Here is a 14,210-nt window from a genome sequence, read left to right on the forward strand (position 1 = left end):
GATTTGCTGAGGAGGTATCGTAGTCATGGAAGTTGATGAAAAGGTAAAGGAAAGACTCAGAAGCGAAAAGGCGTATGACCTTATCATGTCCGCGGAGGAGGCCGCCGCTATGATTAAGGACGGCATGACCCTGGGCGTCAGCGGGTTCACCGCCTCAGGCTATCCGAAGGCCGTCCCCCACGCTCTGGCCGAGCGCGGGAAAAAAGGCGAGAAATTCAAGGTTAACGTCTATTCCGGCGCATCTCTTGGACCGGAAATCGATACTGAAATGACGGAAGCCGGAATTATGGGTATGCGTATGCCCTACATGACGGACTCAACGTTCCGTGCTGCGGTGAACAAAGGCGAGTGCGACTATATCGACATGCATCTTTCTCATTCAACGCAGTACATCAATTACGGCGCACTGCCGAAGGTAGAAATCGCCATTGTAGAAGCGCTGGCGCTGAACGAAGACGGAAGTATCGTTCCCACCACCTCAGTCGGAAACACGCCGGCCATCGTCCGGCAGGCCGACAAGGTCATCATCGAGCTGAACACCCTTCAGCCTATGGGCCTGGAGGGAATGCACGACTGCATTGTTCTCCCGAATCCGCCGCATCGCAAGCCTATTGATATCACAAAGCCTAACGACCGCATCGGTGTTCCGTACATTGAATGCGGCTGGGACAAAATCTGCGGAATCGTCATTACTGACATCCAGGACGGACTTCGTCCCCTCGGTTCTGTGAGTGAGGATTCGCAGAAAATCGCCGATCACATCATCGACTTTCTGGACGGTGAAGTCCGGGCGGGACGACTGGATGACACGCTCCTGCCCATCCAGTCCGGCGTTGGAAGCGTCGCCAACGCGGTACTGTACGGACTTCTTGAGTCCGAATTTCATGATCTGACCTGCTACACCGAAGTCGTGCAGGACTCCATGCTTGAGCTCATCAAGGCCGGAAAGGTCACCTGCGCCTCCACCACCGCCATCACCCCTTCCCCGGAAATGAAAGCGAAATTCGATGAGGAATGTGACCTGTATAAGGGAAAGCTGATTTTCCGCCCCGAAGATATTTCAAACAATCCGGGAATCATCCGTCGTCTGGGCGTCATTTCCATGAACACCGCCCTGGAATGCGATATCTACGGAAATGTCAATTCCACGCACGTCAACGGCTCCTCCATGATGAACGGCATCGGCGGCAGCGGAGACTTCGCCAGAAACGCTGCGATAAGCATTTTCTCGACCGTATCCGTAGCCAAGGGCGGCGCGATTTCCTCAATCGTGCCCTTCTGCTCCCACATCGACCACACCGAGCACGACGTTCAGGTCATTGTCACAGAGCAGGGTTACGCAGATCTCCGCGGCCTGACACCGAAACAGCGGGCAGTCAGAATTATCGAGAACTGCGCCCACCCCGACTACAAAGACATGCTGAAGGACTACTTCGACAGAGCCTGCGCCACCAGCAAGCTGCAGACGCCGCATCTTCTGGACGAAGCCTTCTCCTGGCACATCCGCGCCATGAAAACCGGCAGCATGAAGGTCGGAGAATAACGGCCGGCGCACATCGAACGCCGTTTTGATTCCACTTGACCGCCGATGCACCTGACTGATACGCAACAGCCGCTGCACGACGGCCGGCATACGATAATCGACCGCGCTGCCGCAAAGCACGTGACCGGCGATGCACCTGACACGAAAAACGCCGCCCCGGGAGAACCGGAGAAGCATAAAACAGTTGCTCCGGCTGATGGGTAACACCATCGGCCGGAGCAACATTTCTCGTCCGAATCCACCCTGCGAGTGGCGTTTTCTTTTGGTTTCTGCGAAGATCCACCCCGTCTTATTCTATCGATTTTTCCTCTATGACAGGATTCCCCAGCTTCTCGAGAATTCTGTAAAAATCCGACTTGTGCACGGAAACCGTCGCTGTATTCCGGCACGGATGAAGGTTAATCCATTCCGCATCGTCTGCAGTCACAATCTCATTTCCCAGTACAACCGTAACCTTCTTCTCCGTATCATTAAACAGCGCATAGGGCGTCACCGATCCCGGCTTCAGCCTCAGCAGTTCCCACATTTCCTCCGGGGTGGCGAACCGGTTTTTGTGCCAGCCCGCCACCTGTTTGAAATGTTTCTGGTCCATTCTGCGATGATCCTCCAGAACCACCATAAAGAATTCCTCTGTCTTTTTGTCCTTAATCAGGAGATTTTTCAGATTGAGTCCCGGAAACATCAGTTCCTCCGCTCCCTCCTGATCCGCCGAAAACAACGCCTCATGTTCATGCCAGTTATAATCGGTGATCTCAAGTTCCTTCAGAATTCCCAGGAATCGTTTCTCGTTGTTGTCCGTATTGCACTCCTCATTACCGTTTGAAGCACTGTCCTTATTTATAAGCATATCTGTTTTTCCTCCTCTGCAGCTCGATTCGTACGACCGCGTCACTATTGTATCATATTTCCGCTGACCTTCCAAAGAAAATTCCCGTTTACAGCGACCGTTTCAGCGCCGGATCGACTCCGCCTGCGAAATCTGCCGAAACTTTCCCTTTATACAAAAGCTCCTGTTTTGCAGACATCAGTTATATGCTATAATGCTGGCAGGAGGAATATTTTTATGGACAAAAAATCAAGAGAATACGAAGTATGTCTTTGTCACCACGTAACCCGCGGAGAAGTTGAAGACTTTATCCGGGAACATCAGATTACGGATCTGAAGACACTCTGCGAGAGCATGGATGTAGGAAACAAGTGCGGCGGATGCCGCGAGGATCTGGACATGATTCTGTCCGACTGTGCAGCGGAGGCATAAGCCGGCCGAGTTGGCAGGTGTACTGATTCGTACTCTGATTGCGATTAAAGTAGATTAACTCGAGTTAGATGATGATCAGGCCTGCCACATTTTCGGATTTTTTTCGTGAAATGTAGCAGAATCTGCTATTTTTTTGGATTTCATGGCAACTCCTATTAGGTCAAAGGGTTATTCCCCGGTGCAACCGGGCATGCCCGTTTATGGTTCTTCTATATTCCGCTGTATTCCGCCATTCCATCAGTCGACGGCCGGTTACGCTGATCCGGTTACGTTGTGATCATGTCAGATCCTGCGATTGAACGGGTTCAGTTTCCATCCCGTTTCCTTTGTATATAAGAAAAAACGCCGGAACATATTTCCGACGGTTTTCTCTGTGGAGGCGACACCCAGATTTGAACTGGGGAATAAAGGTTTTGCAGACCTCTGCCTTACCACTTGGCTATGTCGCCATGATGACAGCCAAGATGCAATCACTTGCATCCTGGCTTGTGAATTGGCTAGGGTAGCAGGATTCGAACCTGCGCATGATGGAATCAGAATCCATTGCCTTACCACTTGGCGATACCCCATCAATGGGGTGGGTAGTGGGGATCGAACCCACGCATGTAGGAATCACAATCCTATGTCTTAACCACTTGACTATACCCACCATACTTGTTAATTTTGCGAACTGCGGTGTTGCTCGGCTTCGTCCTCGCTCACGTGCACAAGCACGCTCCGCTCGTTCCTCACCTGTGCGCCTTGCATTTCACAAAATTACCTGCGTATCTGTTTTCTTTTGCGAATTGCGGTGTTGCTCGGCTTCGTCCTCGCTCACGTGCACAAGCACGCTCCGCTCGCTCCTCACCCGTGCGCCTTGCACTTCACAAAATTACCTGCGTATCTGTTTTCTTTTGTAAATTATTCTATCATATATGCCCTGCAAATGCAAAGCATATATGATATTAAATTGGCGACCAAGACGAGGCTCGAACTCGTGACCTCCAGCGTGACAGGCTGGCATTCTAACCAACTGAACTACTTGGCCATATCTGGTGGGCGTTATAGGGCTCGAACCTATGACCCCCTGCTTGTAAGGCAGATGCTCTCCCAGCTGAGCTAAACGCCCAGATATGGTAGCGGCGAGTGGAGTCGAACCACCGACCTTCCGGGTATGAACCGGACGCTCTAGCCAACTAAGCTACACCGCCACATCGCAGTAATTTGAATCACTGCAAGAAATATACTACCAAAATTCCGCTACTGTGTCAACAGTTTTTTCGGGATTTTCTGCAATACTTTTCATCGAGGCTCGACAACACAGTAAAGAAGCCGTTTCTGTCAACGAAAACGTCCGCAATATGATACATCTGATGCGTCCTACACTCAGTCGTTTCGTTCGTTTCTTTGCTGCACTCACCGAATTTCATTGCCTTACGTCCCAGCTTCCCGTGCCTCTTGAATTCCACGGTCTGCCGCGGTATAATAAGTGCGTACCGATTGAGCCCCGTCGGGCTTAATCGTGCGTGCAGAGTACTTGCTGCAGTGCCGCGTACACCTCAGGCGGCAGTCGCCGACCCGCACCAGTTGACTGTCATGCATCCGTCAGATGCAATGTACAATGTACGCCGGCATGCATTAAAACGAATTCCCATTATACAGGAGGCACATCATGACATCACCCGGGCCGGTCGCTTTTACGATTGCGGGCATCGACATCATGTGGTATGGTATACTAATCGGCACAGGATTTATCCTGGCCATTCTTTTGTGCTATAAAAGAGCACCGCAGCACGGCATTCAGAGCGACAGCATCATCGACTTCGCTTTATGGATGATTCCCGTTTCCATTGTCGGTGCACGACTCTACTACGTGATTTTCCGTTGGGATCTTTACCGGGAAAATTGGGCCGAGATCCTTCATATCAGGAATGGCGGACTGGCAATCCACGGCGGACTGATCTGCGGTCTCATCGTTGCTCTGGTTTTCTGTCATAGAAGAAACATCCCGTTTCTCGAACTGGCCGATCTGATTTTTCCGTCAGTGGCATTGGCGCAATCCATAGGACGGTGGGGAAATTTTTTCAATTCTGAGGCGCACGGCGGTCCCACTGACCTTCCCTGGGCAATTATCGTGAACGGGCAGGCAGTTCACCCCACCTTTCTCTACGAATCGATCTGGTGTTTTCTGCTGTTTCTGTTCCTTCTGTGGGTTGACCGGCGGCGGAAATTTCCCGGTCAGATCGCGCTGCTCTACGGAATGCTCTATTCAGTCGAGCGGTTCTGTGTGGAGCATCTGCGAACGGATAGCCTGATGATCGGGCCTTTCCGCCAGGCTCAGGTTCTGAGCGCGGTCGTTTTCATCGCCTGCCTCATCCTATATCTCGTACTAAACTACAAAGAAATTCAGCAAAGGAGCATACAAGAATGAAATTAGGAATCGTCGGCCTGCCGAACGTAGGCAAAAGCACGCTGTTTAACGCGATAACAAAGGCCGGTGCGGAAGCGGCGAACTACCCGTTCTGCACCATCGAACCCAATGTCGGTGTCGTCACAGTTCCGGATCAGCGAATCCGCGTCCTTTCAGATCTGAATAAATCAAAAAAGACGATTTATACCACCATAGAATTCTGCGATATCGCGGGGCTGGTCAAGGGCGCATCGAAAGGCGAGGGTCTCGGAAACAAATTCCTGGGACATATACGCGAAGTCGCCGCTATCGTCCACGTCGTCCGCTGCTTTGAGAACGAAAACATCGTTCACGTGTCCGGAAAAATTGATCCGCTGAGCGACATTGAAACCATCAACACTGAGCTGATCCTGTCGGATATGGAACTTCTGGAGCGGCGCATCGCGAAAACGGAAAAAGGCTCCCGTTACGACAAAGCACTGGCTGGAGAACTGGAAATCCTGAAGAAGGTCTACGATTTCCTCAGCAGCGGAACCTCTGCCCGCGCGATGGAACTGGACGAAGACGAGGCAGACTTCGTCCGGACTCTGGATCTTCTCTCCTATAAACCGATCATCTATGTTGCAAACGTCTCCGAGGAAGACGCCGCAGACGGCAGCGAAAACGAATACGTGACCGCCGTCCGCGAATTTGCCGCAGGGGAAGGTGCGGAGGCAGTCGTAATCTGCGCGGAAATCGAACAGGAGATCTCCGAGCTGGACGACGACGAAAAGGCGCTTTTCCTGGAGGAACTGAATATCGACGAATCCGGTCTGGACAAGCTTATCAAGGCCTCCTACCGCCTGCTGAATCTGATTTCTTTCCTGACCACCGGCTCCGACGAGACGCGGGCCTGGACCATTACCAACGGAACGAAGGCTCCGCAGGCTGCGGGAAAAATCCATACTGACTTTGAGAAAGGTTTCATTCGCGCCGAAACCATCAACTACGATACGCTGATGGCAGAATGCGACGGAAGTATGACGAAAGCCCGCGAGAAAGGCCTGCTGCGCTCAGAGGGCAAAGAATACATCGTAAAGGACGGAGATATCATCACCTTCCTGTTCAACGTGTAATCCGCATTAATCCTGCACCTACGCACATTGAATCCGCAGCCCGCGGAGTTTAATAGTTGTCCGCCCGGTGCACAATCCGGTGCACACTTCCACCGGATTGTGCACCGCGGCGCTGCAGAAGACCTTCCCCCAGCGCCTTCCATTAAGTCCGACGGAGACTTGATGCGCGGACACTGATTTTATCACAGTGCGGGCCTCATTGTTTTGTTCTCCCTGCTGTAATAATACAGTGTATCAGACAGCATGTCCCCCGCCTCAAGAACGGTACGGTTCGCCTCGTAGATCATCTTCCTCAGCTTGTCCGCAGACGCATCCTCTACCGGCAGTGTAATAATCTCATGGACAGATGACGGAATCACATACAGATCCGATTCCATCATCTCTGAAATGTTCGCCAGCGACTCGCGGTAAAGCATGGCGGCCGCTCCGATGATTCCCCGGTCATTGCTCAGCACATTGATGTTTTCGCCGATGTTTTCAGTGTAGAGCGGCAGCATTCTGGGGGTGTTTTCCATCGCGAGCTCGTACAGACGTTCTTCACTGAGTCCCTCGCGCTCCGCCAGCGCATTTGTGATTGTAACCGCATTAAATGACCGATCCGGAAGCGGAATCATATAGCGATAGATGATCGACATGTCGTGACAGGAGCGGTTCGGCACATCCGAAAGAAGTTCCCTGTTCCGCTCCGTATTGATCAGCGCCATAATGATTCCATCCTCTCGGGGTTCCGGCCGCATACATTCTGACATGGCCCGTCCGTACCTCATGCCGCTGACATAGAATTCTGCGGCAAAGCGCAGCGTTTTTTCCAAACTCCCGCAGGACTGATACCACTCATACAGCATATCGATATAGAGAGTCGGCACGGCAGTTCCGTCTTCACCGCTTCCAATCAGAACAGCCTCACGCCGGCCGCGCCTCGTGCGGATGAATTCCACTTTCATCTCCCATCCGGCATACTCCTCCGGCAGATACCCGCGAATCTTTTTCACGATTTCATCCCTGAATTTCTGATAGTCCATAGCATTTTCCCGCAACAGAAAAAGGACCATCCTGAGACAGTCCTTTTCCACGCAGGAGTTTCCTCCTTTCGTTATCAGTTCCATTTATCTACAGTATTATCATAGCACGATTTTCGTCCCCTTACAATACTTTTTTTGTCAGATATGTAATAAAATTACATCATCGACAGATTCCTGGCAACATGGAACAGAAACCGCTGTTTCCATATCTTCCAGATTTTCGTCTGGTACCCGACCGGCTGTTTTTTGTACACAATGTTCGCATACACAAAATCACGATAATTCTCCGGCACTGTATCCAGCGCCCTGCGGATGGCCTCCACCCGCTTCTCCAGCGTAATCTTCTCCACTGCCTTCTTCTCCGTCGGCCGGATCGCAGCATAATCCCGCCGGCCTTCTCGGACAATACTGGCGCTGCAGCCGTCGCCTGTAATTTCCCGATCCAGTTCTCTGACCCGCTTCTCCATCCTCGCCAGATCCCGAACTGCCCACAGGCTCTGATAATACACCGCATCCGGCATTACATATTCCGCGAATCTACGCTGCTGCCATTCTCTTGCCATAATACTTCCTCCTTTTATTAATATTATGTACACGAAACCTCCCGTCGGAAGTTCCAATGGCGGCGCCGCACTCTTTGTGGAAACTACTATGCCATAGATGTATTGTCAAAGTCAATCATTTTCTCAGAGCCGTGCCGGTATTTCTCCCGCAGCTGTCGCATTTCAGGTAGTTACGGTCGAGGTTCGCGGCGTTTCCGGCTGCCGTTACGGCCGAGGCGGCTCCTCACGCTGATTGACTGCGGTACCCAGATTGATCGTTGCCTTCTCCAGTTCCTGAACAACATTGTTGATCCGGACCAGTTTCTCCTCCGACATAGACTGACTCATTGCCAGACTGGTGTTGTAGAGAATTCCTTCCAACTCCGTTTCGATTTCCGAAATTTTGCTGCGAACCTTCTGCACGTCCTCATCCTCAGCGGCAGTCTGTACCGCTTCCGTCATATTCAGCACGCGAACATCATTCATATCCAGTTCGAACTCAGAGTTCCCCAGAACCGGGATGGGATCATATCCCAGCTTGTCGTGAATCAGTTTAGCGAAATCCTTTTTGGACTGTTCTTCGCCGTGAACCAGGAAGATCTGCCGCGGCGGCTGCTGAAATCCGCTGATCCACTCCAGCAGACCGTTCTGGTCTGCATGGCCGGAAAAGCCTTCCAGATTATAGATCTCCGCGTTGACGTGAACCTCCTCACCGAAGAGCGTGATATCCTTTTTCCCTTCGATCAGGGAGCGACCCAGCGTTCCTTCGCCCTGATATCCCACAAAGATCACGCTGTTTCTGGCGTCCCACAGATTATGCTTGAGATGATGACGGATCCGGCCTGCCTCGCACATTCCGCTGGCAGATATAATCACCTTGGGTGTGTGATCCGTGTTCAGCGCTCTGGATTCCTCCGTACTCCTGGTAAAACGGAGATTCTTGAAATCCAGCGGGTTATCGCCCTTCATAATGTAAGCCTTTGTCTCCTCGTCAAAAACCTGTGCGTTGTTGCGGAAAACCTCCGTGGCCGTGGTCGCCATCGGACTGTCCACGATCACATCGACTTTATCCAGTTCCTGGCGGTAATCCGGGCTGGACTTCTCATAAAACCGGTTGAGTTCATAAATCAGTTCCTGAGTCCGTCCGACCGCAAAAGACGGAATCACCACGGTTCCGCCCCGTCTGGTCGTTTTCAGAATGATATCGATCAGCTGTTTGACGCTCATGGAATTCTGCGCATGGTTGCGGTTCCCGTATGTCGTCTCCATGATCACACAGTCCGCTTTTTTAATCGTGACCGGATCTCTCAGAATCGGACGATTCTTCATCCCCAGGTCTCCGGAGAACACGATCTTACTCTCCCGTTCCCCTTCAGTGACCCATATCTCCGTAATTGCGGAGCCCAGGATATGACCGGCGTCATTGAACACAATTTTCATATCGTCGTTGAGACGGATCTGCTGATCGTATAAAATCGGTTCCACATATTTCAGGGCCTCTTGTGCGTCTTCCGTGGTGTACAAAGGATCAATCGGCGGTTTTCCGGCTCTCAGATTTCGCTTACTCTGCCACTGCGCGTCCATTTCGTGAATATGCGCGCTGTCCAGCAGCATGACTTCCAGCAGGTCGGCTGTCGCATCCGTGCAATAGATCTTGCCCCGAAAACCTCTTTTTACCAGCAGGGGAATCCGCCCGCAGTGATCGATATGCGCATGACTCAGTATCATGCATTCGACCTCGGACGGCTCAAACGGGAACGGATCAGCGTTCAAGGCCTCCTGCGCCTTCCCTCCCTGAAACTGCCCGCAATCGAGAAGTACATTATGGTTCTCCGTCTTCAGAAGATGACAGGAACCTGTAACTCCCGTAGTCGCTCCGCAGAACATGATTTTCATAGTAGTCACCTCCAGGTTTGTTTCAATCCGCTTCAGCGATTATATTCTAATCTATATTCAGCGTCCAGAGTCCGGTCTCACCGGTGGACACCACCGACGCACCCGCCTCCAGGGCCGCCTTGACTTCTTCTTTTGTTTCCACAAGTCCGCCCGCGATGACGGGAACCTGAACCAGTGAAGAGAATTCACTGATTTTCTTTGTTACAATAGCCGGCATAATCTCAACGATGTCCGGTCTGGAGATTTTGATGGAATCCAGCGACGTTCCCACAGAATGAGAATCGATCATAAAAAAACGCTGAACGGTGATCATTCCCAGGTCCTTCGCGATCTTCACCAGGTTGGTGCGGGTCGTGCAGATCCCATCCACTCCCTGTTTCTTCAGGTATTCCAGCCCCGCGCGATCCTTTCCGATGCCCTCAGCGAAGTCCACGTGCACAAAGGCCTTTTTGCCCGCACTGTGGATCTCCCGGATGCTGGGCGTCAACGTCATGATATTCGAATGAAGCAGGAAAATCATATCCACCTCCGACCGGAGTGCAGCGCTGAAATCCTTTTCTGTCCGTATCGCCGCCGCGATTTTGTGCCTGATGAAATTTACCTCTGCCATGTCTCATCATCTCCTTTTGGTTTCTGGCATTTCATACAATTACTGATGTGGTTCAAACTCCGGACCGTGATAATCCGATCCCTCAGTGACGTGCAGCTTATATTTCTCCGCCAGCTTCACCAGCGCAATCCCCTGCTCGTGAGTCGCAGACGGATGGAAGCATTCGAGACCCTTGAGCCCCGCCTTTTTCAGCTGCTTCACAATTTCCTCCAGGCGGCGGCAGAAGTCTTCCGAGCCTTTCTCGCCGATGCCTTTTATTTTCATCGGATGCGCCAGAGAAGCGATTCCTCCCGCTCCGTTAATTAACTCAATCGCCTTTTGTGCTGTGATCCGTTCACGTCTGACAGCCTTGGCTTCCGGCGATTCAAGAAATTTTCCCGGTGCAAATGCATCTTCCGGTGACTTCACATAGCCCTTCTTCTGCAGGGCAAGCGCGAAATTCGGCTTCCCCACGTAAACCTGATCAGGGCGCTGTTTCAGATCCTCCTCCGTCAGATCGTATCCCATCGAACGGAGCACATCCAGAAGTTTTCTGTTCCGTTCCGCCCGGGTCTTCCTCAGTTCCGCAAGTGTCTCGTTCAGCGCCGGATTCCCGATATCGATGTAATAGCCCAGAATATGGAGTTCCGGGCCGTCCGGCAGTTCCGTTCCGAGTTCAATTCCGGAGATGACACTGATTCCCAGTGCTTCGCCGGCGATCTGCGCTGTCTTTATGCCGTCGATGCCGTCGTGATCGGTCAGCGCGATCAGCCCGTACTCCTCCTGATAATATTTTCTCACCAGCTCTACCGGCGTCATCGTCCCGTCCGAGCAGGTTGAATGGATATGAAGATCCATTTTCAGTCCCATTTTCGCTCTCCTATTATACTGCGTGTTCTGCCGTCGAATGCGCCTGAAATATCTGTAAGACAAAGAGTATATTCGGCGGCCTGCCGCAAGGTCATCCGCCCTCTCATCTGTGTTATCTGTACAGAAGACCTTCGCGGACCTCCTCCGCGGCTGTTTTGTCCTTCAGGAACGCAATCAGCGCCAGACCGAAATCCATCGCGGTTCCCGGTCCCTGCGACGTGATCACAAAATCATCAGTCACTACCTTCTCGTTCACCGGCTCCGCACCGCAGAGCTCAGCTTCCATTCCCCGGTATATCGTGGCTCTTTTCCCCTTCAGAATACCGAGCTGACCCAGAACCATCGGCGCGGCGCAGATGGCTGCCACCGGCCTCCTGTTTCCGGCCCGCTCAAGCAGGGCGTCGGTCAGCGGGCGGCAGGATGCAAGGTTTACGGTTCCCGGCATTCCACCGGGGAGCACCACCATTTCGGCCGTTGTAAGCTCTGCCTCCGATAGTTCCAGATCTGCCCGTACACTGATTCCGTGAGAACCGGATACTTCTTTGTTTCCGGAAACTGATACGGTGCTTACCTCAATTTCCGCTCTCCTGAGAAGATCAGCCACGGTGACCGCCTCGACCTCCTCAAAGCCTTCCGCAAGCATTAAATAAACCATGGTTCCTCCTACAAACAACGGGATAGGCAAAGAATGCCTATCCCCGTCGTTTTTTCTCACTCGTCCAGAAGAATTTCTCCTTCAATGCCGCCGCCCATTGCCGCGGCGTTTGCTTCATCTGTATCCACATGGACCTCTGCGGTATAGTAGTCTTTGACTCTTGCAACGACATCATCGTAGATGGTGGTTCTGTCCGGAGTCTCGATTTTCAGTTTCAGAATCTGTCCGTCCTTGATTCCGAGAGGCTCTGCCTGACTCGGATGGAAGTGAGCATGTCTCTTGGCAACGATTACGCCGTATTCCAGATCAACCTCTCCCTTCGGTCCGATAATCTTACATCCCGGCGTTCCCTGAACATCTCCTGATTCCCGGATGGGAGCGTCGATTCCAATCTGTCTGCAGTCTGTCAATGCAAGTTCCAGCTGTGTATCCTTACGGCATGGCCCGAGAACGCGGATTCCCTTGAATGTGGTCTTGGGGCCGACGATGTCAACCTTTTCCTCGGAAGCAAACTGACCCGGCTGAATCAGTTCCTTCTTGAGCGTCAACTCGTAGCCTTTGCCGAATAATGTGTCCAGATCTTCCTGATCCAGGTGGATGTGCTTGTTTGAAGCATTCACCTTGATTTTGTAACCCATTGTCATTACCTCTCTCTCTTTTCATTGGATAAAATTATATTTTGGAGTGCGCCGGTCCGTATTATTCCGTTCCCGCGGATATGCGGGCGCGCAGCGCAGACACTTTCAGTTTAATTTCGACCGACCCAAAAGCCGGATCATCCGGGTTCCGGGAAACCGCGGTCGGGCTTAGCAGCCGGGCCTGTTCCGGACTTCAGGAAATCAGATGCCTGTCGATTCCAGATAACTGATATACGGCAGGTTTCTGTATTTCTGGTCGTAGTCCAGTCCGTAACCGATTATGAACAGGTCCTCAACCTCGAAGCCGATATAGTCGGCCACAAGATCATTCTTGCGGCGGGACGGCTTGTCCAGCATGGTGCAGATTCGGACAGATCGGGGATTCCGGTCGGAAAGGTACTCCTTCAGATACTTCAGGGTCGTCCCGGTGTCCACGATGTCCTCGATGATCAGAACATTCTTGTCATAGATATTCATATCGATATCCTTTGTAATCTTGACGATTCCGGAACTCGTGGTGCTGGAGCCGTAGCTGGACGCTGACACAAAATCGATTTTCACGTCGCACGTCACATATTTCATCAGCTCGCTCATCCACATGACCGCACCCTTCAGCGTTCCGAGCATGATCAGTTCCTGCCCTTCATAATCCCTGGAGATCTGCTTTCCCAGTTCCTTCGCACGCTTCTGAATGTCTTTTTCTGTATATAAAATATTTCCGACGATTTCTTTCGCCATACTCTCTCCTACTTCCCGGGATCCGTCTCCGGCCCCGTTTCATCTTCCCTGCTGTCATCGTCCACTACACTAAATTCTACACCATCCACTATATTCTTGTCACGGAATTTTTTTGACAGATCTCCGTTTTTATCCCCCTTCCAGTAAATATCCAGCTCATCTTTCAGATTCCAGATGATGAAAATCCACAGGATGATATCGTCAAGGGGAAATACCGGAATCAGATCGATGGGTGCCAGGACATAGATGATTCCGAAGATCACCAGCAGTTTTTTTCTTTTTTTGACTGTCTTATCCCTGAGAAAATAGGGAATGACCCGAAGCCTGTTCAGCAGGATCCGCAATCCAAGGTAATTCATCTATTCCTCCAGAACCTTTTCGATCACGTCCAGAAGCTGTTCTGTGCCGGTTCGTTTCAGCGCGGATACCGGAAGGAGAATATCCTCCGGCCCGAGCTTCAGCTCTTTCCGGATCCCGGCGAGGTTCTTCGCCTGTTCATTCCGGCTGACCTTATCGGCCTTGGTCGCCACGACGATCCCGTCCAGACCGTAATGGCGGAGATACTCGTACATCTGCAGATCCTGGCGGGTGGGTGCGTGCCGGATATCCACCAGCTGTATCACGCACCGCAGCCCCTCCCGGGTGCCGAGATACCTTTCCATCATCTGTCCCCAGTCCTCTGTCACGGACTTTGACACCTTCGCGTATCCGTATCCCGGAAGATCCACGATACGGAACCGGTCATTAATCCGATAAAAATTGATGGTCCTCGTCTTTCCCGGCGCGCCCGAAACCCTCGCAAGGTTTTTTCGGCCGGTCAGCAGATTCAAAAGTGATGATTTTCCCACATTGGAGCGGCCGGCGAAAGCGATTTCTGCCGAGCCGTCCGGCGGGTACTGAGCCGGACGTACCGCAACGGCCTCCAGTTCTGATTTATTGATTTTTAGCATTTCCC

15 protein-coding genes and 6 tRNA genes are annotated in these 14,210 nt (G+C 51.9%); 4 read left to right on the forward strand and 17 right to left on the reverse strand.

Going from position 1 to position 14,210, the window contains the following annotated elements; genetic code table 11:
- Positions 1 to 25 precede the first annotated feature (25 nt).
- On the forward strand, positions 26 to 1,543 hold the full coding sequence (locus FYJ64_RS00120) for an acetyl-CoA hydrolase/transferase family protein (RefSeq protein ID WP_154573232.1): 1,518 nt from the start codon (positions 26 to 28) through the stop codon (positions 1,541 to 1,543).
- Between the two features lie 289 nt (positions 1,544 to 1,832).
- Here the strand turns inward: FYJ64_RS00120 and FYJ64_RS00125 are convergent, their stop codons facing one another.
- Positions 1,833 to 2,390, reverse strand: coding sequence for a YbaK/EbsC family protein (locus FYJ64_RS00125; RefSeq protein WP_154573233.1), 558 nt, complete (start codon positions 2,388 to 2,390; stop codon positions 1,833 to 1,835).
- A 216-nt stretch (positions 2,391 to 2,606) separates the two neighbouring features.
- Here FYJ64_RS00125 and FYJ64_RS00130 point away from each other — a divergent pair, with 216 nt between their 5' ends.
- Complete coding sequence (locus FYJ64_RS00130) at positions 2,607 to 2,801, forward strand: (2Fe-2S)-binding protein (RefSeq protein WP_154573234.1); 195 nt, start codon at positions 2,607 to 2,609, stop codon at positions 2,799 to 2,801.
- Between the two features lie 374 nt (positions 2,802 to 3,175).
- Here FYJ64_RS00130 and FYJ64_RS00135 read toward each other — a convergent pair.
- From FYJ64_RS00135 to FYJ64_RS00160, 6 genes are all read right to left on the reverse strand, one after another.
- Positions 3,176 to 3,250, reverse strand: a tRNA-Cys gene (locus tag FYJ64_RS00135).
- 45 nt (positions 3,251 to 3,295) lie between these two features.
- Positions 3,296 to 3,370 (reverse strand) — tRNA-Gln (locus FYJ64_RS00140).
- Positions 3,371 to 3,374: 4 nt separating this feature from the next.
- Positions 3,375 to 3,450: transfer RNA gene (locus tag FYJ64_RS00145), tRNA-His, on the reverse strand.
- A gap of 301 nt (positions 3,451 to 3,751) precedes the next feature.
- Positions 3,752 to 3,828, reverse strand: a tRNA-Asp gene (locus FYJ64_RS00150).
- Positions 3,829 to 3,833: 5 nt separating this feature from the next.
- Positions 3,834 to 3,909: transfer RNA gene (locus FYJ64_RS00155), tRNA-Val, on the reverse strand.
- 5 nt (positions 3,910 to 3,914) lie between these two features.
- Positions 3,915 to 3,991, reverse strand: a tRNA-Met gene (locus tag FYJ64_RS00160).
- 461 nt (positions 3,992 to 4,452) lie between these two features.
- Between FYJ64_RS00160 and lgt the strand changes: the two genes are divergently transcribed.
- Both lgt and ychF read left to right on the forward strand, forming a co-directional pair.
- Complete coding sequence (lgt, locus tag FYJ64_RS00165) at positions 4,453 to 5,211, forward strand: prolipoprotein diacylglyceryl transferase (RefSeq protein WP_154573235.1); 759 nt, start codon at positions 4,453 to 4,455, stop codon at positions 5,209 to 5,211.
- On the forward strand, positions 5,208 to 6,305 hold the full coding sequence (ychF, locus tag FYJ64_RS00170) for a redox-regulated ATPase YchF (protein ID WP_154573236.1): 1,098 nt from the start codon (positions 5,208 to 5,210) through the stop codon (positions 6,303 to 6,305). Before lgt ends, ychF begins: the two co-directional genes overlap by 4 nt.
- A gap of 182 nt (positions 6,306 to 6,487) precedes the next feature.
- On the opposite strand, the gene FYJ64_RS00175 is transcribed toward ychF, so the two are convergent.
- From FYJ64_RS00175 to yihA, 10 genes are all read right to left on the reverse strand, one after another.
- A complete protein-coding gene (locus tag FYJ64_RS00175; protein WP_154573237.1) occupies positions 6,488 to 7,411 on the reverse strand; it encodes a DUF5688 family protein in 924 nt (307 codons plus the stop codon).
- Positions 7,412 to 7,482: 71 nt separating this feature from the next.
- On the reverse strand, positions 7,483 to 7,890 hold the full coding sequence (locus FYJ64_RS00180) for a hypothetical protein (protein ID WP_154573238.1): 408 nt from the start codon (positions 7,888 to 7,890) through the stop codon (positions 7,483 to 7,485).
- Positions 7,891 to 8,094: 204 nt separating this feature from the next.
- Complete coding sequence (locus FYJ64_RS00185) at positions 8,095 to 9,765, reverse strand: MBL fold metallo-hydrolase RNA specificity domain-containing protein (protein WP_154573239.1); 1,671 nt, start codon at positions 9,763 to 9,765, stop codon at positions 8,095 to 8,097.
- A gap of 46 nt (positions 9,766 to 9,811) precedes the next feature.
- On the reverse strand, positions 9,812 to 10,375 hold the full coding sequence (locus tag FYJ64_RS00190; protein ID WP_154573240.1) for a glycerol-3-phosphate responsive antiterminator: 564 nt from the start codon (positions 10,373 to 10,375) through the stop codon (positions 9,812 to 9,814).
- A 39-nt stretch (positions 10,376 to 10,414) separates the two neighbouring features.
- The gene (locus FYJ64_RS00195) at positions 10,415 to 11,224 is read right to left on the reverse strand and encodes a PHP domain-containing protein (RefSeq protein ID WP_154573241.1); all 810 of its coding nucleotides are present in this window, start codon (positions 11,222 to 11,224) and stop codon (positions 10,415 to 10,417) included.
- 112 nt (positions 11,225 to 11,336) lie between these two features.
- The gene (locus tag FYJ64_RS00200) at positions 11,337 to 11,879 is read right to left on the reverse strand and encodes a DJ-1 family glyoxalase III (protein WP_154573242.1); all 543 of its coding nucleotides are present in this window, start codon (positions 11,877 to 11,879) and stop codon (positions 11,337 to 11,339) included.
- A 56-nt stretch (positions 11,880 to 11,935) separates the two neighbouring features.
- Positions 11,936 to 12,517: a phosphate propanoyltransferase gene (pduL, locus tag FYJ64_RS00205; RefSeq protein WP_206045485.1), complete on the reverse strand. Its 582-nt coding sequence runs from the start codon at positions 12,515 to 12,517 to the stop codon at positions 11,936 to 11,938.
- Between the two features lie 201 nt (positions 12,518 to 12,718).
- Entirely contained in the window at positions 12,719 to 13,255 is a 537-nt protein-coding gene (hpt, locus tag FYJ64_RS00210) for a hypoxanthine phosphoribosyltransferase (RefSeq protein WP_154573244.1), read from the reverse strand.
- Positions 13,256 to 13,263: 8 nt separating this feature from the next.
- Positions 13,264 to 13,614: a YkvA family protein gene (locus FYJ64_RS00215; RefSeq protein WP_075711756.1), complete on the reverse strand. Its 351-nt coding sequence runs from the start codon at positions 13,612 to 13,614 to the stop codon at positions 13,264 to 13,266.
- Positions 13,615 to 14,205: a ribosome biogenesis GTP-binding protein YihA/YsxC gene (gene yihA, locus FYJ64_RS00220; RefSeq protein WP_154573245.1), complete on the reverse strand. Its 591-nt coding sequence runs from the start codon at positions 14,203 to 14,205 to the stop codon at positions 13,615 to 13,617.
- Positions 14,206 to 14,210: the final 5 nt, after the last annotated feature.

This window comes from Hornefia butyriciproducens, assembly GCF_009695915.1.
Lineage (GTDB): Bacteria > Bacillota > Clostridia > Peptostreptococcales > Anaerovoracaceae > Aminicella > Aminicella butyriciproducens.